The following is a 20,716-nucleotide window of genomic DNA, read 5'->3' on the forward strand; positions in this document are numbered from 1 at the left end:
CGTCATGCTGCCGTACCCGCTGCCCTCGACCAGCATCGCGATGCTGCTGGCCGACGCGCGCCTGCCCTCCGGCGGACACGCCCACTCGGCGGGCGTCGAGCCGGCGCTGCGCGCCGGCATGGATCCGGCTCAGATCCCCGCTCTCCTGCACACCCGGGCATGGACCGGCTCGCTGGTGGATGCCGGCACGGCGGTGGTCGCGCGCCATCTCGCGCTCACGGCCGACGCCGACGCGCTCACCGCCGCGGAGACGGCCTGGGCTGCGCGTACGCCGTCACCTGCGCAACGGGACGCCGCCAGGGTGCTCGGCCGCGGGCTGCTGCGCCTCGGCACCCACCTCTGGCCCGAATCGCACCCCCTCGCCTCGCTCGGACGTCGCCCGACCCCCGCGCCTCGAGCGGTGGTGCTCGGCGTCATCGCCGCGGAGGCGGGCATGGACCCGCTCGACCTGTGCCGAACCGTCGTCTACGACGATGCGGCGAGCGCCGCCGCAGCCGTGCTCAAACTCGAACCGGGTGATCCGGCCGCCGCGAGCGTATGGGTCGCGCACACCTGCGCGGCGGTCGACGACGCGCTCCGGCCGATCTCCGAGCTCACAGACTCCCGCGACATCCCCGTCGCCGGTGCCCCCGAATCCGAGCAGTGGGCCGAGTCCCACGCGCTCCTGACGCAAAGGTTGTTCCGTGCCTGAAACGCATTCTCCCGTCCGCGCCCTCCGACTCGGCGTCGCCGGCCCTGTCGGCACCGGCAAGTCCTCGCTGATCGCGACGCTCTGCCGCGCCCTGAGCGAAGATCTGCGCCTCGGCGTCATCACGAACGACATCTACACCGACGAGGATGCACGCTTCCTCCGTTCCGAGGGAGTGCTCGAGCCGGAACGCATCCGCGCGGTCGAGACCGGCGCATGCCCGCACACCGCGATCCGCGATGACGTCACCGCGAATCTCCTCGCTGCCGAGGACCTCGAGCGCGACTTCGCTCCGCTCGACGTGGTGATCATCGAATCAGGCGGCGACAACCTCACCGCGACGTTCTCACCGGCGCTCGTCGACGCGCAGCTCTTCGTCCTGGATGTCGCCGGAGGCGGCGATGTCGCACGCAAGGGCGGGCCGGGCATCGCCCGCGCCGATCTGCTGGTGGTCAACAAGACCGATCTCGCCCCCTATGTGGGCGTCGACGTCCCGCAGATGGTGGCGGATGCCGAGAGCGCCCGCGAGGGCAGGGCCGTGCTCGCGCTGTCGCGCACGGATGCCTCGGCGATCTCCACGCTCCGCCAGTGGGTGCTCGACATCCTCGCTGCGCACAGGTCGGGGACGCACACGCCGGTCGACCCCGGTCCCATGGCACCGCACAGCCACTCCGACGAGGAGGGCGGCTGGTTCGTGCACACGCACGACGAAGACACGCACACGCACACCCACGCCGACGCCTCGCACTGACCGGGAGCCTGTGCACCCGTGTCCGCCGCCGTCACGACGATCGAGGTCGATGCCGCCGAGCATCGGGCCTCGGTGCGCCTGAGCACCGCGCAGCTCGCTCCGCGCCTGATCTCGCGCTCGTCGCGCGTCGCGAGCGTCGCACTGGTCGCAGCCGGCGCACTGCTCCTCCCCGGAGACCAGGTCGCGATCCGCATCCGTGTGGGAGCCGGGTGCCTGCTGCGGCTGGAGGACATCGGCGGCACGGTGGCGTACGGCGGCCGGCCGGAGCGCTCTCGATGGGTCGCCGACATCGAGCTGGAAGAGGGCGCGGCGCTCGTGTGGGCGGCGAAGCCGCTGATCGTCGCGGACGGCGCAGAGGTGGTGCGCACGACGCGCGCCCGGATCGCCGACAGCGCCGCTCTGCTCATCCGCGAGACCACCGTGCTCGGACGCAGCGGCGAGCGCGGCGGCACGATCCGCTCGCGCACCATGGTGGATCGGGGCCGGCATCCGCTCCTCGCCGAAGGCCTGCACGCTTCGGGCGCGGCACCGCAGCCGGGAGTGCTCGGCGCGCACAGCGTGTTCGACGCCGTCGTCCTCGCCGGAATCCGTCCGGTCGTCCAGACGCCGGGCACGATGATGCTGGAGGGACCGGGAGCGGTCTCGAGGCATCTCGGTTCGCACACCCATGAGAGTCCGCTCGGAGCGCTTTCGCACCGCTGGACCGACGAGCTCGCGGCAGCGTGGGCCGCACGACAGGAGAACACCTATGACCCTGCTCACCGTTGAGAGCACGCCGCGGCTCGCTCGGCCGTCGACCGCGATCGTGCTCGTCGCGGCCCTGCATGTCCTGGGCTGGGGGACTCTTCTGCTCACGGCGGCGGTCGCCGCACCCGACGGCGCCGCGAACGGCCTGCTCGCCACCGGCCTCGCCGCGTACGCGCTCGGGCTGCGGCACGCGTTCGACGCTGATCACATCGCCGCGATCGACAACACGACCCGTCGCCTGCTCGAGCGGGGCCTGCCCGCGCGGAACGTCGGCACCTGGTTCGCCCTCGGTCACTCGACGGTGGTGTTCGGCCTGTCGGTCGTGCTCGCCTGGGGGGCGGCGTCGGTCGCGGGCGCCCTCGCCCAGGACACCTCGCTGCTGCATCAGATCACCGGAGTGTGGGGCCCTTCGATCTCCAGCGCCTTCCTCTTTCTGCTGGCCGCGCTCGGCATCGGCGCTCTCCTCTCCCGTCGCCGCGGCGGGCTTCCGGGCGGACCGGTGTGGCGGGCGCTGTCGAGCCTGGAAGGCACGGTCGATCGCCCGAGCCGGATGTTCGGCGTCGGGCTGCTCTTCGGTCTCGGCTTCGACACGGCCACCGAGATCGGCCTTCTCGCACTCGCCGGCACCGCCGCGGCGACCGCCCTTCCGTGGTGGCTCGTGCTGGCGCTGCCCGTGATCTTCGCGGCCGGCATGACGGCCCTCGACACCGCGCAGGCCGCCGTCGCACATCGGGCCTACTCCTTCCCCGACCGGGAGCGCCGCACGCTCAGCGGATACGCGACCTGGATGGCTCTGATCTCGGTCTCCGTCGCCGTGGTCGTCGCACTCGTGCAGCTGTCGGGCGTCGCGAGCGAGCTGTGGGGATGGCAGGGTCCGACCGCCTGGCTGTCCGGGCTCGCGATCGACGATCTGGGGATCTGGCTGACGGCCGCGCTGCTGATCACCTGGTTGAGCCTGCTCGCCGTCACAGCCGTGCGCGCGAGATCCGCGCGCCGCTGAACCGTTCGTCGCGCGGGTCGCCACCGGGCCGGCGACCCGCGTCGGGGCGGCAGGTGAGAAACTGGAACGATGAGCACCATCGAGGCAGACCTGATCGCCCCGCTAACCGATGCCGAGGTGCAGCGGATCCGCGAGGACTTCCCGATCCTCCGCACCGAGGTGAACGGGCATCCGCTCGCATATCTCGACTCCGGGGCCACCTCGCAGCGTCCGCTCGCGGTGCTCGACGCCGAGCGTGCATTCGCGACCGGCATGAACTCCGCCGTGCATCGTGGTGCGCACACCCTGGCCGCCGAGGCGACCGAGCTGTTCGAAGACGCCAGGGCCTCGGTCGCGCGCTTCGTCGGTGCGGACGACGACGAGATCGTCTGGACCTCCAACGCGACCGAAGCCGTCAACCTCGTGGCCTACGCCCTGTCGAACGCCTCTCTGGGCCGCGGCGGCGCGGCATCCGAGTCGCTGCGGCTGGGCCCAGGCGACGAGATCGTCACGACCGAGATGGAGCATCACGCGAATCTGATCCCCTGGCAGGAGCTCGCCGCCCGCACCGGGGCGACCCTGAAGGTGATCCCTCTCGACGACCAAGGGGCGCTGCGCCTCGACGTCGCCGCAGAGCTCATCACGGCGCGCACGCGGCTCGTGGCGTTCACGCACGTGTCGAACGTGCTCGGCGTGATCAACCCGGTGGCCGAGCTCGTCGGCCTCGCGCGGAAGGCCGGCGCCCTCGTCCTTCTCGACGCCTGCCAGTCGGCTCCGCATCTGCCGCTGGACGTGAAGGCGCTCGACGTCGATTTCGCGGTGCTGTCCGGACACAAGATGCTCGGTCCGACCGGTATCGGCGCACTGTACGGTCGCCGCGCTCTGCTCGAGATCATGCCGCCCTTCCTCACCGGCGGATCGATGATCACCACGGTCACGACGACGACAGCCGAGTACCTCCCACCGCCGCAGCGCTTCGAAGCCGGCACGCAGCGCGTGTCGCAGGCGATCGCGCTCGCCGCAGCTGTCGACTATCTCACCGCGGTGGGCATGCCGCGCATCGCCGCGCACGAAGCCGCCTTCGGCGCCCGCCTCGTCGATGGGCTCAGCGCGATCGACGGTGTGCGCGTGCTCGGCGCCGGCATCGATCTGCCGCGCGTGGGGCTGGCGAGCTTCGACGTCGACGGCATCCATTCGCACGACCTCGGGCAGTATCTCGACGATCTCGGAATCGCCGTGCGGGTCGGGCACCACTGCGCGCAGCCGCTGCACCGCCGGCTCGGCATCACCTCATCCACGCGGGCGAGCACCTATCTGTACACGACGGACGCCGAGGTCGATGCCGTCATCGCCGGTGTCGCCGGGGCGATCGACTTCTTCCGGAGGGGCGCATGAGCGATCTGCAGAATCTGTACCAGGAGCTCGTGCTCGACCACTCGCGCACCCCGCACGGCTTCGGTCTGCGCGACGAGATCCGCGCGCAGTCGCATCAACTGAATCCGACGTGCGGCGACGAGGTGACGGTGCAGGTGCATCGCGCCGCCGACGGCACCGTCGAGGCGATCGCCTGGGAAGGGCACGGATGCGCGATCTCGCAGGCATCCGCTTCGATGCTCGCCGATCTCGCCGAGGGGCTCACGGTCGAGGACCTCGAGGCTCGCATCGCCTCGTTCCGCGAGGCCATGCGCTCTCGCGGCAGGATCCAGCCCGACGAAGAGCTCCTCGGTGATGCCGCGGCCCTCGGAGGCGTGTCCAAGTACGTCGCGCGGGTGAAGTGCGCCATGCTCGCGTGGGTGGCCGCGGAGGACGCCCTCGCCAAGAGCACCGTCTGAAAGGGGCGCCCGATGACCGTCCAGTTGATGCCCTTGCCGGCCGACCGCTTCGACGCCTGGCGCGAAGACGTCAAGCAGCGCCTCGTCGTCCGCAGCCAGGAGTCCGGCATGCGGGTCGGAGCCGATGCGATCGACTTCGCCGAGACCTTCCTGCACGAGCTTCTGCCGCAGGGGTACGCGACGACGACCACGAGCGTCTTCACGATCGTCGACGGCTCCTCCGAGCTCGGCACGATCTGGCTGGGTGTCAGCGCGGGCAGGGTCTACGTCATCGACCTCGGGATCGCCGCTGCGACGACGGCCGAGCAGCGCGAGGCGCTGTTCTCGGCCCTGCGGCGCGTCGCCGACGAGGCCGAGGTGGCGAGGATCAGCATCGCGCTGTTCCCGCAGGATGCCGAGGGGCACGCCCTCATCGGCGACCGCGGCTTCTCGATCGCGTCGATCCAGATGGTGCTCGAGCCGCTGCCGGTTCGAGAGCTCACACCGCTCGTCGAGGTCGTGCCGATGACCGGCGAGCGGTTCCAGAGCTTCGTCGAGCACTCGGAAGCCGCTTTCGCCGATGACCTCGTCGCGTCCGGCAGATACGCGCGGGAAGACGCGGCGGCCGAGTCGCGTCGGCAGATGAGGCTCGAGCTGCCGCAGGGCCTCGCGACCCCGGGGCAGGAGCTGTTCACCGCATCCGTCGACGGCGCCGAAGTCGGCTACCTCTGGCTCGGGATGCGCCGCAGAGACGGACGGCCGCATGCGTTCGTCCTCGATATCGAGGTCGCCGAGGACCAGCGCCGACTCGGCTACGGCCGGGCGCTCATGCACGCCGCGGAGCGCGAAGCGCGACGGCTGGGCGCTGATTCCCTCGGGCTGCACGTGTTCGGCTTCAACACCGGCGCGATCGAGTTGTACGAGTCGCTCGGATACCGCCGGGTCGAGGAGACCTTCCTGCTCGACCTCTGATCCGTGTCATGCGGCGTCATCGAGGAATAGGCGCCGGAGCGCACGGTTTCCCCTTGCATGACAACTCTCGGAATCATCGGTGCAGGACACATCGGCTCTCAGATCGCCCGCGTGGCGGTGGCGAACGGCTACGACGTCGTGATCGCCAACTCCCGCGGACCGCAGACGCTCACTGACCTCGTGGAGGAGCTCGGCCCGCGCGCGAAGGCCGGTACGCCCGAAGAGGCCGGGACCGCAGGCGACGTGATCGTCGTGACCGTCCCGCTGCGCGCGATCGATCAGATCCCGGTCGAGCCGCTCGCCGGCAAGATCGTGCTCGACACCAACAACTACTACTTCGAGCGCGACGGGCACATCGAGGCGCTCGACCGGGGCGAGACCACCACTTCGCAGCTGCTGCAGCAGCATCTGCCGACGTCGAAGGTCGCGAAGGCGTTCAATCACATCGGTGCTGCGGACATCACGACCGACGGCGCTCCAGCCGGCGCCGCCGACCGACGCGCGCTGGCGACCTCCGGTGACGCCCCAGAAGCGGTGGAGTTCGTCACCCGGTTCTACGACCAGGCGGGCTTCGACACCGTCGACATCGGGCCCCTCAGTGAATCGTGGCGAGTCGAGCGCGATCGTCCGGCATACGTCGTCCGACAGAACGCGGCCGAACTGAAGGCGAATCTCGCGATCGCGAACCGCCTGCCGTGACGCCGTAACATATCCGCCTGATTGGGATACCAGATTGCCGGGGCTTCCGCATGATGAGAGAATCCGTTCATGGGGGATGCGGGGGCAACCGGTGAGCTGGAGTCTGTGCGGGTGGCGAGCGTGTTGCGCGACGACATCATCCTCGGTCGTCGGCTGCCGGGCTCCCGGCTGGTCGAGCGCGACATCGCGGCGGAGCTGAACGTCTCGCGACTGCCGGTGCGCGAAGCCATCCGCACGCTCGTCGCCGAGGGCGTCGTGGTCGCTCGCCCCCGCACGTGGGCCGTCGTGCGGGAGTTCACCCCGCAGGACATCCACGACTTCGGCGAAGTCCGCGCGTCGGTCGAGACCCTGATCTTCATGCTCGCCGCCGAGCGTCACGACGACGCCGGGCTCGCCCGCATGCGAGACGCCTGCGATCGCGAACTCGCCGCGGCATACGCCGGTGACACCGAGACCGCGCGTCTTGCGGCAGGTCACTTCCACGAGATCGCGGCTCAGCTCGCCGGCAACGCGATGCTCGCGGAACTGATCGGCGTCTTCGTCACGCGCCTGCGGTGGCTGTTCGGGCAGCACGACGACCTGATCGCGATGGCGCAGGAGCACCGCGAGATCCTCGACGCGTTCGCTGCGCGCGACATCGAGACGCTCGGACGCATCGTGCCCGCTCATCTGGCGAGCGGGCAGCAGGCGGCGCAACGCCGTCTCGCGAGCGATTACGCGATCTGAACTTTGCGGGAATAGCGCGAACGGGCGTATCGTTGTCGATAGGCAGATACCCCCTGGGGGTATCCCTCCGAAGGTCGGAGGGAGCCGAGAGGAACAACCATGAACACCACCGCCTACGCCATCACCGGGATGACCTGCGGACACTGCGAAGGATCCGTCCGCAGCGAGGTCGCGAAGATCGACGGGGTGACCGGCATCGAGGTCAGCGCCGCATCGGGGAGCCTCGTCGTCACCTCCGAGTCCGCGCTGGACGATTCCGCCGTGCTGGCCGCTGTCGACGAGGCCGGCTACCGCGCCGTCCGCGCCTGAGGCCCTGCCATGGCAGGCGCAGGAGCGACGTACGATCTCGAGATCGGCGGCATGACGTGCGCGTCGTGCGCGTCGCGCATCGAGAAGAGACTCAACCGCATCGACGGGGTCACGGCATCCGTCAACTACGCGACGGAGAAGGCGCACGTCGAGGCCGACTCCGGCATCGACGTCGACGACCTCATCTCCGAGGTCGTGCGCACCGGCTACACCGCGTCTCTTCCGCGGACGGAAGAGGCTGTCGAGTCCGACGGCGACTACCGGCTCCTGCGCCTGCGCCTGATCGTGGCAGCGGCCCTCGCCGTCCCGGTCATCCTGCTCTCCATGATCGAGCCGCTGCAGTTCTCCGGCTGGCAGTGGGCCTCGCTCGTGCTCGCCACCCCGGTCGTCACGTGGGCGGCCTGGCCGTTCCACCGGGCCGCCTGGCTGAACGCCCGGCATCGTGCGGTCACGATGGACACGCTGATCTCGGTCGGCGTCACGGCCGCGTACCTCTGGTCGCTGTACGCGCTGTTCTTCGGAACCGCGGGCATGTGGGGCATGACGCACCCGTTCCGCTTCACGATCGAGCGCGGTGACGGTCTCGGCAGCATCTACCTCGAAGTCGCGGCAGGAGTGACCATGTTCCTGCTGCTCGGGCGTTTCCTCGAGCATCGGTCCAAGCGCCGGGCCGGAGCCGCCCTGCGGGCCCTCGGGGAACTGGGAGCCAAGGACGTCGCGATCCTGCGCGACGGGGTGGAGCAGCGGATGCCGCTGGCCGAACTGCTCGTCGGCGACGTCTTCGTCGTCCGCCCCGGGGAGAAGATCGCGACCGACGGCGTCGTGCTCGACGGCACATCCGCGATCGACGCCTCGATGCTCACCGGTGAGTCCGTGCCCGTCGAGGTCGCCGCAGGCGACGCCGTGACCGGCGCCACCGTGAACGTCGGCGGTCGTCTGCTGGTCACGGCCACGCGCGTGGGCGCCGACACGCAGCTCGCGCGTATGGCGCAGCTGGTCGAGGAGGCGCAGTCCGGCAAAGCAGAGGCGCAGCGACTGGCCGATCGGCTGTCGGCGGTGTTCGTGCCCATCGTCTTCGCGATCGCCGCCGTGACGCTCGCGGCTTGGCTGATCGCCGGGGGCGGGGCGGCTGCGGCGTTCACGGCCGCGGTCGCGGTGCTGATCATCGCCTGCCCCTGTGCTCTCGGCCTCGCGACGCCCATGGCGCTCCTCGTCGGTACCGGGCGGGGAGCTCAGCTCGGGGTGCTCATCAAAGGCCCGGAGGTGCTCGAGTCGACGCGCCGCGTCGACACGATCGTGCTCGACAAGACCGGCACGGTCACCAGCGGGCGGATGACCCTGCTCGACGTGATCCCCGCGGAGGGACAGGATCCCCAGGAGGTGCTGCGGCTCGCGGCAGCGGTCGAAGAGGCATCCGAGCATCCGATCGCGCAGGCGATCGTGCGCGCCGCCACCGAGCGACTGGGCGAGATCCCCGAGGTCTCGGACTTCCAGAACGTGCAGGGCCGGGGCGTCACGGGCGTCGTCGACGCGCACGCCGTGATCGCCGGGCGGCCGGCTCTGCTCGCCGACTGGGCGCTGCATCTCTCACCCGAGCTCACGGCTGCGTTCGAGCACGCCGAATCCGAGGCCCGCACGGCGATCGCCGTCGCGTGGGACGGCGAGGTGCGCGGCGTGCTCGTGGTGGCCGACCAGATCAAGCCCAGCAGCGCAGACGCGATCGCCGCCCTGCGCGGTCTCGGACTCACCCCGGTGCTCCTCACCGGAGACAACGAGCAGGCGGCGCGCCAGGTGGCGGCGGCGGTCGGCATCGACCAGGTGCGCGCCGGCGTCCTCCCAGAGGGCAAGGTCGCCGAGATCACGGCCCTGCAGCAGCAGGGTCGAGTCGTCGCCATGGTCGGAGACGGAGTCAACGACGCCGCAGCTCTCGCGCAGTCGGACCTGGGCGTCGCGATGGGCACCGGGACGGATGCCGCGATCGAAGCCTCCGACCTGACCCTGGTCCGCGGCGATCTCTGGGGCGCGGTCGACGCGATCCGCCTCGCACGACGCACTCTCGGAACGATCAGGGGCAACCTGTTCTGGGCGCTCGCCTACAACGTCGCTGCCCTTCCCCTGGCGGCGCTCGGACTGCTCAACCCGATGCTCGCCGGAGCAGCGATGGCATTCTCCAGCGTGTTCGTCGTGCTGAACAGCCTGCGCCTGCGGCGATTCCGCAGCGCAGCACCCGGCATGTCGTAGACCGCTCGGCGGTATGGTGTCCCCAGGGGGTCAGGTAGTCGTTCGTTCTGGGGAGCGATATGCGGGTCATCGCAGTGATCGTGGGTGCTCTGCTGCTCGTCGGCGGAGGGGCTCTCATCGTCGTCGCCGATCAGCAGCGCGTCGCCGCGCTCGAGGCGGCGAGAGCTGCCGTCGAAGAGACCCGGCAGGAGCTCGAGGAGCTCGAGTCGGCGAACTCGGAACTCGACGAGGCCCTGAGCGCTCTGCGCTCGCAGATCGCCGAGCAGGAGAAGCAGCTCGCCGACACGACGGGCCTTCTGCCGTGAGGCGACTGCTGGTCGTGACCGCTGCCCTGGCCGTCGTCCTCGCCGCCGGGGTCGTCGAGCGCGCGCATTCCCTCGACGAGGAGCGGGCCGCGACGATCGCCGAGCTGCGCACGGTCTCGACCGCCGCTGACGAGGCCGCCCAGCGCGGCGACTATCTGCGAGGTGCGATCGTCATCGCCGAGCAGGATGTGGCCGATCGCGCCGCGGTGCTCGCTGTCCGCCCGGCGTTCGTCGCCGAGATCGCGGCGCTCACGGCCGCGTTCGACAGAGCAGCGGGCAAGGTCGACACGACGGCGGATCGAGCATCCGCTCTCTCCGCCCAGCAAGCCGTGCTCGCCGAGCGGGCCGACCCCGTCGTCGTCACCAACGCGACGGCCACGATCCACGCGATGACCGCGAAGATCGACGGAGACATCTCGACCTGGCAGGCCGTGCAGCAGGCCCGACGCGGCCCGGGAGGACCGGCGTGGTCGTCGAGCGGGCCCGACGGCTACGCACGCGTGCGCGCCGCGCTCGATCACGTGGGCGGCAGCGGCGTCGGCCTGTACGAGTCGGCGTCGTGCGCGGGAGGCAGCGCCGCCGCGTGCGCCAACAGCAACGGATACATCAAGTACCGCGCCGACATCGTCACCTGGAATGCGGATCGGCTGAACTGGGCGATGGCCCACGAGCTCGCGCACATCTACCAGTTCCAGGTGTGGGGCGCCCTGACCTCCTCGGCGGCGTATCAGTCGATGTTCGGCGGCGACCCCGAGTTCCTCGCGAACTGCATGGCCGTGGTGCGCGGGTTCCCCGGATCCGTCGGTTGCAGCGGCGACCAGCAGGCGTGGGCGTCGGGCATCTGGGTCGGCGCGGTGCAGTGAGTCAGTCCGCGGGCGTGGTCGTGTCGATCGCCTCGCGCAGAGGTCGGCGCATGATCCGCCAGTAGCCGACGGGGGAGAGCCGGGTCAGCACGTCGACGAGCCGTGCCTCGCGCCCGACCATCGTCCGCGCCCGCCTGCGGCGCGTCGCCTGAACGATGCGGGCCGCGGCGGCGGCAGGCTCCGTGTGGTACATCGCGGCCTGCGCGGCGGCGGCACGCGCGGCGACGGCCGGATCGATCGCGGCCGCGTACCGTCCGTGCAGGATGATCCCGGTACGGACGCCCGCCGGATACACCGCGCCGACCGTGACGGAGGTGCCCTCGAGCTCGTGGCGGAGGGCTTCGGAGAAGCCGCGCACGGCGAACTTGCTGAGTGCGTAGGGGATGCGCCCGGCGGGGGCCGCCAGGGCGTAGATGCTGGCGAGGTGCGTGATGTGCGCGGCCGGCGCCCTCTTCAGCGCAGGGAGCAGGGCCTTCGTGATCGAGACGGTGCCCCACAGGTTCACGTCGACGAGCCAGCGCATCTCCTCCATCGTGAGCTGCTCGATGTCGCCCAGCATCGATGAACCGGCGCACGTGATGAGGGCGTTGATCTGCGGGTGGGCGGCCGAGATGTCGGCGGATGCCGCGAAGACCGCGTCGTCATCGCGCAGGTCGACGACGTGAGTCGTGACGGTGGCGTCGGTCAGGCCTGCAGCGACGGACGAGAGTGCTTGCGAGTCGTGGTCGACCAGCGCGAGGTGAGCGCCCTGTGCCGCGAGCAGTCGCGCGATCTCGGCGCCCATGCCGTTCGCGGCGCCGGTGACGACGGTCGTGCGTCCGGTGAGGTCGAGCGGTGTCACGGTATCCTCCTCCCCGCGCCGTCTCTGGTGCGCGGCGACGTGGACCCGAACCGGATCCCGATCCATTGTGACCTGCCGGAGCGTCGGGGGGAACCGGTACTCTCGTTCAGAGGAGGTAGCGGTGGGACGAACTGCGGATGCCATCGCCGAGGGCGTCGCGATCGCGACTTCTGCCGCGCGCCTCGCCGTGAAGAATCACATCCTCGTCGGCACGATCGCCGAGGGTGGAGTCTTCGACACCGAGAAGTACATCGACGACACGCGCGAGGCGCTTCGGGCGATGGCCGAAGAGGCCGAGCAGTCCGAGAAGGCTCTGGCCGAGTTGCGCAAGCGGGCGCGCGGGCGGCACTCCGATCCTGTGGGCACGCACGACTATCGAGATCGCGACGTGCGCAACCTCAAGCGACGCGCGAGGCAGTCGCATGGCGTCGCCGCGAAACTGCGCGAGATGATGGACGACCGCGAAGAACTCGGGGTCATCGTCGAAGAGGCGCGTCAGGCCGCCTGGGCCGACGTCAGGCACAATCTCGACCGCCGGCTCCGGGTCGAGGGCATGCGGCCCGACCAGGATCCCGATTACGATCGCATGCGCGAGGCGCGGATGCAGGCGCTGCGTCTGGTCGATCTGCAGGCGCTGTCGTCCGATCAGCGGGCCAAGGCGAAGCGACGCAAGAAACAGGAGAAAGAGGCCGAGAAGTCGTCTGCGAAGGGGGCCTGAGGCGTCGTTTCGCTTTCTCGTAGAGACTGTTGTAGGCTGTTCCACGGCCCGCTGAGCAGGCCGGGCGCCACTAGCTCAATGGATAGAGCATCTGACTACGGATCAGAAGGTTAGGGGTTCGAGTCCCTTGTGGCGCACAGGTTCTTCGGAACCGGCAGAACTGTGTTGAGACAGTATTGAAGATCCCCGTCGCGGAAGCGGCGGGGATTTTCGTTTGTCGGATGCTGGTGGCGGGACCGTCTGCATGCCGGGGATCCGTCTGCATGCCGAGAACGACGGTATCGACATGCAGACGGAATCTGAACATGCAGACGGGACGCGCGCTACCGCAGGTTCGTGATCGCCGGGTCCCTCCGGGCCACTTCGGCCGCCGTCGACACGATCGCACGCCGCATCAATGCCGACGCACCGGGCGTTGTTCGCTCCGAACTCGCCATCTACGGCTGATATCTGATCTGAAGGCCCGGGACCTTGGAGATAGCGGATGCGACAACGCTTGCGAATCCGGTCGTACCGCAGCTTCCGCCCGCCGTGGTCCGAATCCCGCTGATGATTCCTGCCGCCGTCACGTTGGGGCTTCCCAACCCAAGGTGGTGGTAATAGATCGGGCCGCCGCTGTCTCCCTTGCAGAAGACGGGTGCCCCGTTAGTGCTCACGACCCGTATCGTGTACTGGCACTCATCCGGGTAAGGGGTGTTCGGGTAGCAGACGTACTCTTGGCCCTCTGCCAAGACGTTGCATTTCGCCCTGGTGACGTTGCCGGAGGAACAGTAGTTGCCGCCCGGCGGCATGCCGGAGGCCGCGCCGCGAACGGTTACTGTGGAAAACATCGGATCGGCGTAGACGCTCGCCAGATTGGTGTGCCCTCCGTTCAGCCGAATGAGTCCGAGATCGTAGGACGGCGCGAGATCCTGCATCTCCCAGATGTAGTCGGTTACGCCCATCGACGCTCCCGTACCACCACCCGACGTCGACGAAACTACCGGCTGCCCGTCGAGGTACTTGCTGCAGTGCGCGGCAGTGAGGATCATCATGGTCGAGCCCAATTGCGCTGGGAAGCCAGTGGTGCAGCCGAAGGTCCCGACGGGGGTCGATGTGAAATAGCTTGAACCGCCGCGGAATGCTGTGGTGTCTCCAGTTCTTGCGGCGGAGACAGGCGCCAGGGGATCGAACTCGAAGAGAACCTCAATCGAGTCAGCTTCGGTTCGCTTGGCTGCATCGGCCACGAACTCCTTCCACGACTGGTCCACCTCCTCCGGAGCGGTCTTGAGGTTCACGGGTACCGACGGGCCGCGAACCGTCAGCGTGTCGACTCCGATACCGATCGATGTCCCGGCCGAGACCTTCGCAGGAAGAAGTTCGTGGACGGCTGCTGCGGCAGCCATCATTTCGACGCTGGTGTTCTCGGCGGGCTCTATCGAGATCTCGGCATCGGTACGGGAAGCCACTAACTCGACCCCTTGTTCCAGCCAACCCGGAACCGGCCCAACCCAGGGCACCACGACGGAAGTGATGCCCTCCTGAGTAATGGACATGCTTATCAGACCGCCGAGATAGTCCTCGCCATAGTTCTCGCGTACAAGCTGAGCAAGCCCCTCGTAGGGATCGTACGACGTCTCTCCGGTCTGGTTTAGTTCGGTTGAAGCTGCGTTCGCGCCCACAGAGGTGTTCGCTATCCCTGTGCTAACGGTGGCCGCGATTACGCCGGCCAAGACAACGGCGGGCGCGATCCGGCGGGCGGGGCGACGGGCTGATCTCATGCTCTTCCTCTCTGAAGGCTGACACTGTCGTCGCGTTCAGACCTCTCCCATAGATCAGCTGTTCGCGATGACGAATGACACGAGCATAGGGTCAGCTGCGTCCCTCGTCTGTCCGCCAAAAGGTGGACAGACGATGAACGAGTTGGACCCTGTCTGTCGCGCTACCGCAGGTTCGTGATCGCCGGGTCCCTCCGGGCGACTTCGGCCGCCGTCGACACGATCGCACGCCGCATCTCGGCGACGGCGAGAGCGGGCGTCACGTCGGAGCGATGCGCCAGGCTGATCGTGCGGGTCATCGACGGGTGGGCGAGACGCGCCGAGCGCAGTTCGGGGCGATCCAGCAGCACCATCGCGGGGACGACCGCCACGCCGACGCCGCGTTCGGCGAAGCGGAGCACGGCATCCATCTCCGCCCCCTCGAGCACGATCGTCGGCGTCAGGCCTGCCGCGCGGAACGCGGCATCCGTCGTCGCTCGCAGCGAGTAGCTGTCGTCGAAGGCGATCAGTGGAAGCGTGGCGAGGAGCTCGAGGGAGATCACCTCGTCGGTCGTCAGCGCGGGCGCCGAAGCGGATGACACGACCACGAGCTCCTCGGCGAGGAGGGGCGTGCGGGTCAGGCTGACGCCGGAGACGGGCTGCGCGTCGGACTCGGTGATGAGGGCGATGTCGACGGCTCCCACGGCGAGCTGCTCGACGAGCAGGCGCGAGCCGCTCTCGGTGAGGTGCAGATCGACAGCGGGATGCCGGGCGCGGAAAGCGCTGAGAGCCTCGGCGACCAGGCTGATGCACAGGGTGGGCGGAGCGCCGAGGCGCACGCGCCCGCGGCGGAGGCCGGCGAGCTCGCCCATCTCTTCGCGGATCGATTCGGCCTCGGCCAGCATCCGCTGCGCGCGGGGAAGCAGGGTCTCGCCGGCGGCGGTGAGCGAGATGTTGCCCCGTGCCCGCTGGAACAGCTCCGCCCCGAGCTCGCGCTCGAGGGTGGAGATCTGCCGGCTCAGCGAGGGCTGGGCGAGATGCAGGCTCTCGGAGGCACGGGTGAAGTGCCCCAGACGGGCCACTTCCACGAAGCTGCGCAGCTGCTCGAGATTCATGTTCAGAGTGTATCGAGACAAGCGGAACTATGCATTGGAGTTATCGCGGAGAGGTTCTTAGCGTGGACAGCATGAACGAACGTCAGATCTCCACTACCGTCCTCGTCATCGGAACGGGCGGATCAGGGCTGCGAGCGGCGATCGAGGTCGCCGAGCACGGCATCGACGTCGTCGCCGTCGGCAAGCGCCCGCGGGGCGACGCACACACCTCGCTCGCCGCAGGCGGCATCAACGCCGCGCTCGGCACGATGGACGCCGACGACAGCTGGCAGCAGCACGCCGCCGACACCATCAAGGAGAGCTATCTGCTCGCAAACCCGCACACGGTCGAGATCGTCACGCAGGGTGCGGAACGCGGCATCCGCGATCTCGAGCGCTGGGGCATGGACTTCGCCCGCGAAGACGACGGACGCATCTCGCAGCGATTCTTCGGCGCGCACACCTTCCGCCGAACCGCCTTCGCCGGCGACTACACGGGACTCGAGATCCAGCGCACGCTCGTGCGCCGCGCCGAAGAGCTCGACGTGCCGATTCTCGACGGCATCTACATCACGCGCCTGCTCGTGCGCGACAACGTCGTGTTCGGCGCCTACGGGTTCGATCAGGCGGATGGCACGCGCTATCTGATCCACGCGGATGCCGTGATCCTCGCAGCGGGCGGTCACAACCGCATCTGGCGGCGTACCTCCTCCCGCCGGGACGAGAACACCGGCGACTCGTTCCGGCTGGCCGTCGAGGCGGGAGCGCGGCTGCGAGACCCCGAACTCGTGCAGTTCCATCCGTCCGGCATCATCGAGCCCGAGAACGCGGCGGGCACTCTCATCTCCGAGGCCGCGCGTGGCGAAGGCGGGTTCCTCACCAACGCCCTCGGCGAGCGGTTCATGGCGAAGTACGATCCCGAGCGCATGGAGCTGTCTACCCGTGACCGCGTCGCGCTCGCGGCGTACACCGAGATCGCCGAGGGCCGCGGAACCGAGAACGGCGGAGTGTGGCTCGACGTCTCGCACCTGCCGCGCGAGACGATCATGACCCGGCTGCCGCGCGTCTACCAGACGATGATGGAGCTGCAGATGCTCGACATCACGACCGACCCGATCGAGATCGCGCCCACCGCGCATTACTCGATGGGCGGAGTGTGGGTGCGTCCGGAGGACCACCGCACCGACGTCGAGGGGCTGTACGCGATCGGCGAGGCATCCAGCGGACTGCACGGCGCCAATCGCCTCGGCGGCAACTCGCTCATCGAGCTCCTCGTTTACGGACGCCTGGTCGGCCAGGCCGCAATGGCGCATGCCGTGGGTCTCGATGCGCAGCGCCGGTCAGCGGATGCCGTGGCCGCGGCCCGCGCCGAGATCGACGACCTGCTGGCCGCCGACGGGCGCGAGAACGTGCGCGCTCTGCAGCGGGCGATCCGCAACATCATGACCGCGCACGCCGGCGTCGTCCGTTCAGAAGAGGGCCTTCGCACCGGCCTCGCCGAGCTCGACCTCATCGAGGGTCGCATGGAGGACATCGGCATCCACCCCGACATCGCCGGTTACCAGGATCTCGCGCACGCTTTCGATCTGAAAGCGTCGGCGCTCGCTGCCCGGGCCACGCTGGAGGCTGCGAGGGAGAGGCGCGAGACGCGCGGATGCCACAACCGCAGCGACTTCCCCGACACCGATCCCACACTGCAGGTGAACCTGGTCTGGTCGCCGACCACGGGCGTCACGCGAGAGGAGATCCCGCCCATCCCCGCCGAGATCGCCGAGCTCATGCGCGAGGTCGACACGGCGGGAAAGCTCGTCGAGTAGCAGGCTGGCCCCTCCAGTCGCAGTTTGTGCCGCTTCGCCATCGACCAGGCGGCACGAACTGCGACCGGAACTCATTCCCCTGCGTCGGACTCCGGGGCGTCGATCACGCCGATGCCGACGGCCCGGTGATCGGGCTCGGCGTCATCGGGAGCCGGCGCCTTCGGCTCCTCCTCCGGTTCCTTCTCGGTGCTCGGTTCCTCGAGCTCCTCGTTGCTCGGAACCTGCGCGGGGTCGGCATCCTCCGGCGACTCCGCCTGCTCCGGCTTCTCGGCGGTGCCCTGGGTGAACTCGCCGGCGTCGGCTCCCGAAGACGGGGAAGGGGTGGGCGTCTGGGTTTCGGGGTCGCGGCCGGCCGGATCCTGCGCGGGTGTGCTGTTCGTCATGATGGTGCCTTTCGCCTGGGTCGATGCGATCAGCATGTCGCCTCGACCGCACGCGAGGCAGGGGGTTGACGGAGCCCGATTCGGGCATCAGCCGATCTCGCGGGTCTCCATCGCGACGATCATGTCGCCTTCCGAGGTCACGAACAGCAGCGACACCGGCATCCCGTCCTCGATCGCGACCACCGCGAAGCGGTCGCCGAGCTCGACGACGTCGAAGTCGAAGCCCTTCGCGTAGCGGTGGTACGCGGCCGCGCTCGATGCGACTTTCTCCGCACCCCGGAGGATGCGGACGCCGTCGGCCCCCAGATCCTGCCGGAACTCGACGTCGGGGTGCAGGAGGGCGAGGAGTCCGGCGAAGTCGCCGTCCTTCGCCGCCGCGAGGAACGCGTCGACGACGCGCCTGCGCTGCTCGCGAGTCGCCGCCTGCAGCTGATCCTCCCGCGCCGCGCCGCGTACGCGGTCGCGCGCGCGGCTCGCGAGCTTGCGGGCGGCAGGCACGGTGCGATCCACGAGCGGCGCGACCTCATCGAAGGACAGGCCGAACACGTCGTGCAGCACGTAGGCGAGGCGTTCGTCGGGGCTCAGCTGCTCGAGCATGAGCATGAGCGCATACCCGACGCGGTCGGCGCTCTCGGCATGCACGACCGGATCGTCGCCGTCGGGAGCCCGCTCCGCGTCGGGGATGACATCGAGCGGGCTCTCGCGGCGTCGTGTGCGCGAGCGCAGCTGGTCGAGGCAGATCCGGCTGACGACCCGCGTCAGCCAGGCGCGCAGATCGTCGGCGTCCGGCGTCGCCCGCGCGACCCGGAGCCAGGCCTCCTGCACGGCATCCTCGGCATCGGCGTGGGAACCGAGCATGCGATACGCCACGGCGGTGAGGTAGCGCCGGTGGCTCTCGAACTCCTCGGCCAGCGGTGTCGACTGCATGCTCGGCAACCTACCCGTCAGAACGATCCGGCTGGCTGCCGGATCGCCGCGTTCAGACGATTCCAGACGTTGATGGCGCCGATCTCGAAGAGCAGTCCCGAGAGCTGCTTGCGGTCGAAATGGGTCGACAGCTCGGTCCAGAGCTCGTCCGATACGGGGTCGTGGTTGTCCGCGAGACGTGTGAGCACCTCGGTGAGCTCGAGGGCGGCACGCTCGGCCGCGGTGAAGTACGGAGCGTCGCGCCACGCAGCGACGGCGTGCAGCCGCTCGGGTGCGGCGCCGTCCTCGACGATCTGACGCGAGTGGTCGACGACGCACCAGCTGCAGCCGTTGATCTGGCTCGCCCGCAGTGAGACGAGGTGCAGGATCTCCTCGGGAACGCCTGCGGCCTGGGCTGCGCGGTTGACGCCGCTGATCGCGTCGATGCCGCCTTCGAGCAGGAACGCCGGGTGCGGCATCCGCGCCTTGTGGGTGACGATCTCGGACGATGCGGTGGTGGTGATGGTCATTTCGGTTCTCCTTCGTCGATGGTTCTGAAGAGGAGACGAACGAGGCAGCGGATATGTGACCGATCCGGCGAGATCACTTCGGACGTAAGCTGGAGGCGTGACTGCGTACGTCTCGGCCTTCGACTTCTTCTCCATCGGAGTAGGGCCCTCGAGCTCCCACACGGTCGGGCCGATGCGGGCCGCACTCGACTTCATCCGACGCCTGTCCGCGACCGGCGGTATCGACCGCGTCGCGCGGGTCGGCAGCACCCTATACGGATCGCTCGGCGCCACGGGCATCGGGCACGGGACGCCGGATGCCGTGGTCGCCGGACTCCGCGGGCTGTCGCCCGAGACCTGCGACCCCGCCCAGGTGCGCGAGGCATGGACGGACTTCCCCGAGGGGGCGACTCTCGATCTGAACGGCACGCACAGCATCCGCTTCGCGAAGGACGACATCGTCTTCGCGCCGCGCACCCGGCTGCCCGGCCACCCGAACGCGATGACGCTCACGGCGTGGGACGCCGACGGTGCGATCGTCGTGGTCGACACGTACTACTCGATCGGCGGCGGCTTCATCCGCCGTGACGGCGAGGAGGCGACGCTCTCGACGGGCGGGCTGCCGTACTCCTATGCGGATGCCGCATCGATGCTCGCGCTGTGCGACGAGCACGGGATCACGATCGCCGAACTCGCCAAGCGCAACGAGATCGCGATGCGCAGCGAGCAGGAGGTCGCGGCCGGGCTCGACGCGATCTGGGACGCGATGTCCAGCTGCGTCGAGGCGGGGCTGTCCGCAGAGGGCGTCCTCCCGGGGATGCTCAAGGTCAAGCGGCGCGCGGGCGTGATCCGCGCCCAGCTAGAGGAGACGGAAGCCGACGGGCATCGGGAGCTGCCGGGCGAATGGCTGGGCGCCTTCGCGCTCGCCGTCAACGAGGAGAACGCCGCGGGCGGCAGGGTCGTCACGGCGCCGACGAACGGGGCGGCCGGCATCCTGCCCGCCGTCGCCATGTACTGGTGGCGCTTCCTCGCCGACTCCGGTCTCGGGGCTGGCAACGCGGTCACGCCGTACGGCGAGCTGGTCGGCAGCGCGCTGCTCGGCTTCGGGGCGGAGGCCTCGCTCGTCGCGGTCGGGGCGATCGAAGACCCGGTCGCGGTCGCCGAGGCGAACCGCCGCCGCGGCATCCGCCGGTTCCTGCTCACCGCGACCGCTCTGGGGTCGCTGTTCAAGGCGAACGCCTCGATCTCGGGAGCCGAGGGCGGCTGTCAGGCCGAGGTCGGCTCTGCGTGCGCCATGGCGGCGGGCGGACTGACTGCGGTCATGGGCGGCACGAACCGGCAGATCGAGAACGCCGCAGAGATCGCCATGGAGCATCATCTCGGCCTCACGTGCGACCCGATCGGTGGGCTCGTGCAGATCCCGTGCATCGAGCGCAACGCGATCGCGGCCTCGACCGCCGTGACAGCGGCACGCCTCGCGCTGCGCGGAGACGGCAGCCACTACGTGTCGCTCGACGCGGTCGTCGAGACCATGCGGCAGACCGGGCTGGACATGTCGACGAAGTACAAGGAGACCAGCGAGGGCGGCCTCGCGGTCAACGTCATCGAGTGCTGACGTCTG

The 20,716-nt window shown here is 69.4% G+C and carries 22 protein-coding genes and 1 tRNA gene; 17 read left to right on the forward strand and 6 right to left on the reverse strand.

The annotated features are described in order from the left end of the window. The first annotated feature begins 4 nt into the window (after positions 1-4). The 13 genes from ACI3KT_RS10555 to ACI3KT_RS10615 all read left to right on the forward strand — a co-directional run bounded on the left by ACI3KT_RS10555 (position 5) and on the right by ACI3KT_RS10615 (position 11,091). Positions 5-691 carry an urease accessory protein UreF gene (locus ACI3KT_RS10555; RefSeq protein ID WP_404904128.1) on the forward strand — a complete coding sequence of 229 codons (687 nt, stop codon included), beginning with the start codon at positions 5-7 and terminating at the stop codon, positions 689-691. Beyond that, a complete protein-coding gene (ureG, locus tag ACI3KT_RS10560) occupies positions 684-1,439 on the forward strand; it encodes an urease accessory protein UreG (RefSeq protein WP_292905927.1) in 756 nt (251 codons plus the stop codon). The genes ACI3KT_RS10555 and ureG overlap by 8 nt, the downstream gene beginning before the upstream one ends. 18 nt (positions 1,440-1,457) lie before the next feature. Continuing rightward, positions 1,458-2,207 (forward strand): urease accessory protein UreD, encoded by a 750-nt coding sequence (locus ACI3KT_RS10565; RefSeq protein ID WP_404904129.1) that lies wholly within the window; start codon positions 1,458-1,460, stop codon positions 2,205-2,207. Further along, positions 2,188-3,186 carry a HoxN/HupN/NixA family nickel/cobalt transporter gene (locus tag ACI3KT_RS10570; protein ID WP_404904131.1) on the forward strand — a complete coding sequence of 333 codons (999 nt, stop codon included), beginning with the start codon at positions 2,188-2,190 and terminating at the stop codon, positions 3,184-3,186. Before ACI3KT_RS10565 ends, ACI3KT_RS10570 begins: the two co-directional genes overlap by 20 nt. 69 nt (positions 3,187-3,255) lie before the next feature. Beyond that, complete coding sequence (locus tag ACI3KT_RS10575; RefSeq protein WP_404904133.1) at positions 3,256-4,560, forward strand: aminotransferase class V-fold PLP-dependent enzyme; 1,305 nt, start codon at positions 3,256-3,258, stop codon at positions 4,558-4,560. Next, complete coding sequence (gene sufU / locus ACI3KT_RS10580) at positions 4,557-4,997, forward strand: Fe-S cluster assembly sulfur transfer protein SufU (RefSeq protein ID WP_292905935.1); 441 nt, start codon at positions 4,557-4,559, stop codon at positions 4,995-4,997. The genes ACI3KT_RS10575 and sufU overlap by 4 nt, the downstream gene beginning before the upstream one ends. A 12-nt stretch (positions 4,998-5,009) precedes the next feature. Continuing rightward, positions 5,010-5,948: a GNAT family N-acetyltransferase gene (locus tag ACI3KT_RS10585; RefSeq protein ID WP_404904134.1), complete on the forward strand. Its 939-nt coding sequence runs from the start codon at positions 5,010-5,012 to the stop codon at positions 5,946-5,948. Positions 5,949-6,005: 57 nt separating this feature from the next. Then, complete coding sequence (locus tag ACI3KT_RS10590; RefSeq protein WP_307294603.1) at positions 6,006-6,647, forward strand: NADPH-dependent F420 reductase; 642 nt, start codon at positions 6,006-6,008, stop codon at positions 6,645-6,647. A 69-nt stretch (positions 6,648-6,716) separates the two neighbouring features. Beyond that, a complete protein-coding gene (locus tag ACI3KT_RS10595; RefSeq protein WP_292905941.1) occupies positions 6,717-7,373 on the forward strand; it encodes a GntR family transcriptional regulator in 657 nt (218 codons plus the stop codon). A 99-nt stretch (positions 7,374-7,472) separates the two neighbouring features. Continuing rightward, positions 7,473-7,682: a heavy-metal-associated domain-containing protein gene (locus ACI3KT_RS10600; protein WP_404904137.1), complete on the forward strand. Its 210-nt coding sequence runs from the start codon at positions 7,473-7,475 to the stop codon at positions 7,680-7,682. Between the two features lie 9 nt (positions 7,683-7,691). Next, the gene (locus ACI3KT_RS10605) at positions 7,692-9,923 is read left to right on the forward strand and encodes a heavy metal translocating P-type ATPase (RefSeq protein WP_404904139.1); all 2,232 of its coding nucleotides are present in this window, start codon (positions 7,692-7,694) and stop codon (positions 9,921-9,923) included. A 59-nt stretch (positions 9,924-9,982) separates the two neighbouring features. Next, positions 9,983-10,228: a hypothetical protein gene (locus tag ACI3KT_RS10610; protein ID WP_292905947.1), complete on the forward strand. Its 246-nt coding sequence runs from the start codon at positions 9,983-9,985 to the stop codon at positions 10,226-10,228. Between the two features lie 14 nt (positions 10,229-10,242). Beyond that, complete coding sequence (locus ACI3KT_RS10615) at positions 10,243-11,091, forward strand: hypothetical protein (protein ID WP_404904141.1); 849 nt, start codon at positions 10,243-10,245, stop codon at positions 11,089-11,091. Position 11,092: 1 nt separating this feature from the next. On the opposite strand, the gene ACI3KT_RS10620 is transcribed toward ACI3KT_RS10615, so the two are convergent. Next, complete coding sequence (locus ACI3KT_RS10620; RefSeq protein ID WP_404904143.1) at positions 11,093-11,932, reverse strand: SDR family NAD(P)-dependent oxidoreductase; 840 nt, start codon at positions 11,930-11,932, stop codon at positions 11,093-11,095. Positions 11,933-12,053: 121 nt separating this feature from the next. Here ACI3KT_RS10620 and ACI3KT_RS10625 point away from each other — a divergent pair, with 121 nt between their 5' ends. Further along, positions 12,054-12,650 (forward strand): asparagine synthase, encoded by a 597-nt coding sequence (locus ACI3KT_RS10625; protein WP_404904144.1) that lies wholly within the window; start codon positions 12,054-12,056, stop codon positions 12,648-12,650. Positions 12,651-12,714: 64 nt separating this feature from the next. Then, a tRNA-Arg gene (locus ACI3KT_RS10630) sits at positions 12,715-12,787 on the forward strand. Positions 12,788-13,087: 300 nt separating this feature from the next. Here the strand turns inward: ACI3KT_RS10630 and ACI3KT_RS10635 are convergent. Together ACI3KT_RS10635 and ACI3KT_RS10640 are read right to left on the reverse strand one after the other, a co-directional pair. Beyond that, positions 13,088-14,311 carry a trypsin-like serine protease gene (locus ACI3KT_RS10635; RefSeq protein WP_404904146.1) on the reverse strand — a complete coding sequence of 408 codons (1,224 nt, stop codon included), beginning with the start codon at positions 14,309-14,311 and terminating at the stop codon, positions 13,088-13,090. A 260-nt stretch (positions 14,312-14,571) separates the two neighbouring features. After that, positions 14,572-15,501, reverse strand: coding sequence for a LysR family transcriptional regulator (locus ACI3KT_RS10640; RefSeq protein WP_292905955.1), 930 nt, complete (start codon positions 15,499-15,501; stop codon positions 14,572-14,574). A 71-nt stretch (positions 15,502-15,572) separates the two neighbouring features. Here ACI3KT_RS10640 and ACI3KT_RS10645 point away from each other — a divergent pair, with 71 nt between their 5' ends. Then, positions 15,573-17,297, forward strand: a complete 1,725-nt coding sequence (locus ACI3KT_RS10645) for an L-aspartate oxidase (RefSeq protein WP_404904148.1) — start codon at positions 15,573-15,575, stop codon at positions 17,295-17,297. 71 nt (positions 17,298-17,368) lie between these two features. Here ACI3KT_RS10645 and ACI3KT_RS10650 read toward each other — a convergent pair whose 3' ends face one another. The 3 genes from ACI3KT_RS10650 to ACI3KT_RS10660 are packed head-to-tail and all read right to left on the reverse strand — an operon-like array spanning position 17,369 to position 19,116. Then, positions 17,369-17,716 (reverse strand): hypothetical protein, encoded by a 348-nt coding sequence (locus ACI3KT_RS10650; protein ID WP_404904151.1) that lies wholly within the window; start codon positions 17,714-17,716, stop codon positions 17,369-17,371. 51 nt (positions 17,717-17,767) lie between these two features. After that, on the reverse strand, positions 17,768-18,607 hold the full coding sequence (locus ACI3KT_RS10655) for a sigma-70 family RNA polymerase sigma factor (protein ID WP_404904153.1): 840 nt from the start codon (positions 18,605-18,607) through the stop codon (positions 17,768-17,770). Between the two features lie 17 nt (positions 18,608-18,624). Beyond that, positions 18,625-19,116, reverse strand: coding sequence for a carboxymuconolactone decarboxylase family protein (locus ACI3KT_RS10660; RefSeq protein ID WP_404904155.1), 492 nt, complete (start codon positions 19,114-19,116; stop codon positions 18,625-18,627). A 97-nt stretch (positions 19,117-19,213) separates the two neighbouring features. On the opposite strand from ACI3KT_RS10660, the gene ACI3KT_RS10665 reads away from it, so the two are divergent. Continuing rightward, positions 19,214-20,710, forward strand: coding sequence for an L-serine ammonia-lyase, iron-sulfur-dependent, subunit alpha (locus tag ACI3KT_RS10665; protein WP_404904157.1), 1,497 nt, complete (start codon positions 19,214-19,216; stop codon positions 20,708-20,710). Positions 20,711-20,716 lie beyond the last annotated feature (6 nt).

Source organism: Microbacterium sp. ZW T6_19 (assembly GCF_044987465.1).
In the GTDB taxonomy this organism is placed as follows: Bacteria; Actinomycetota; Actinomycetes; order Actinomycetales; family Microbacteriaceae; genus Microbacterium; species Microbacterium natoriense_A.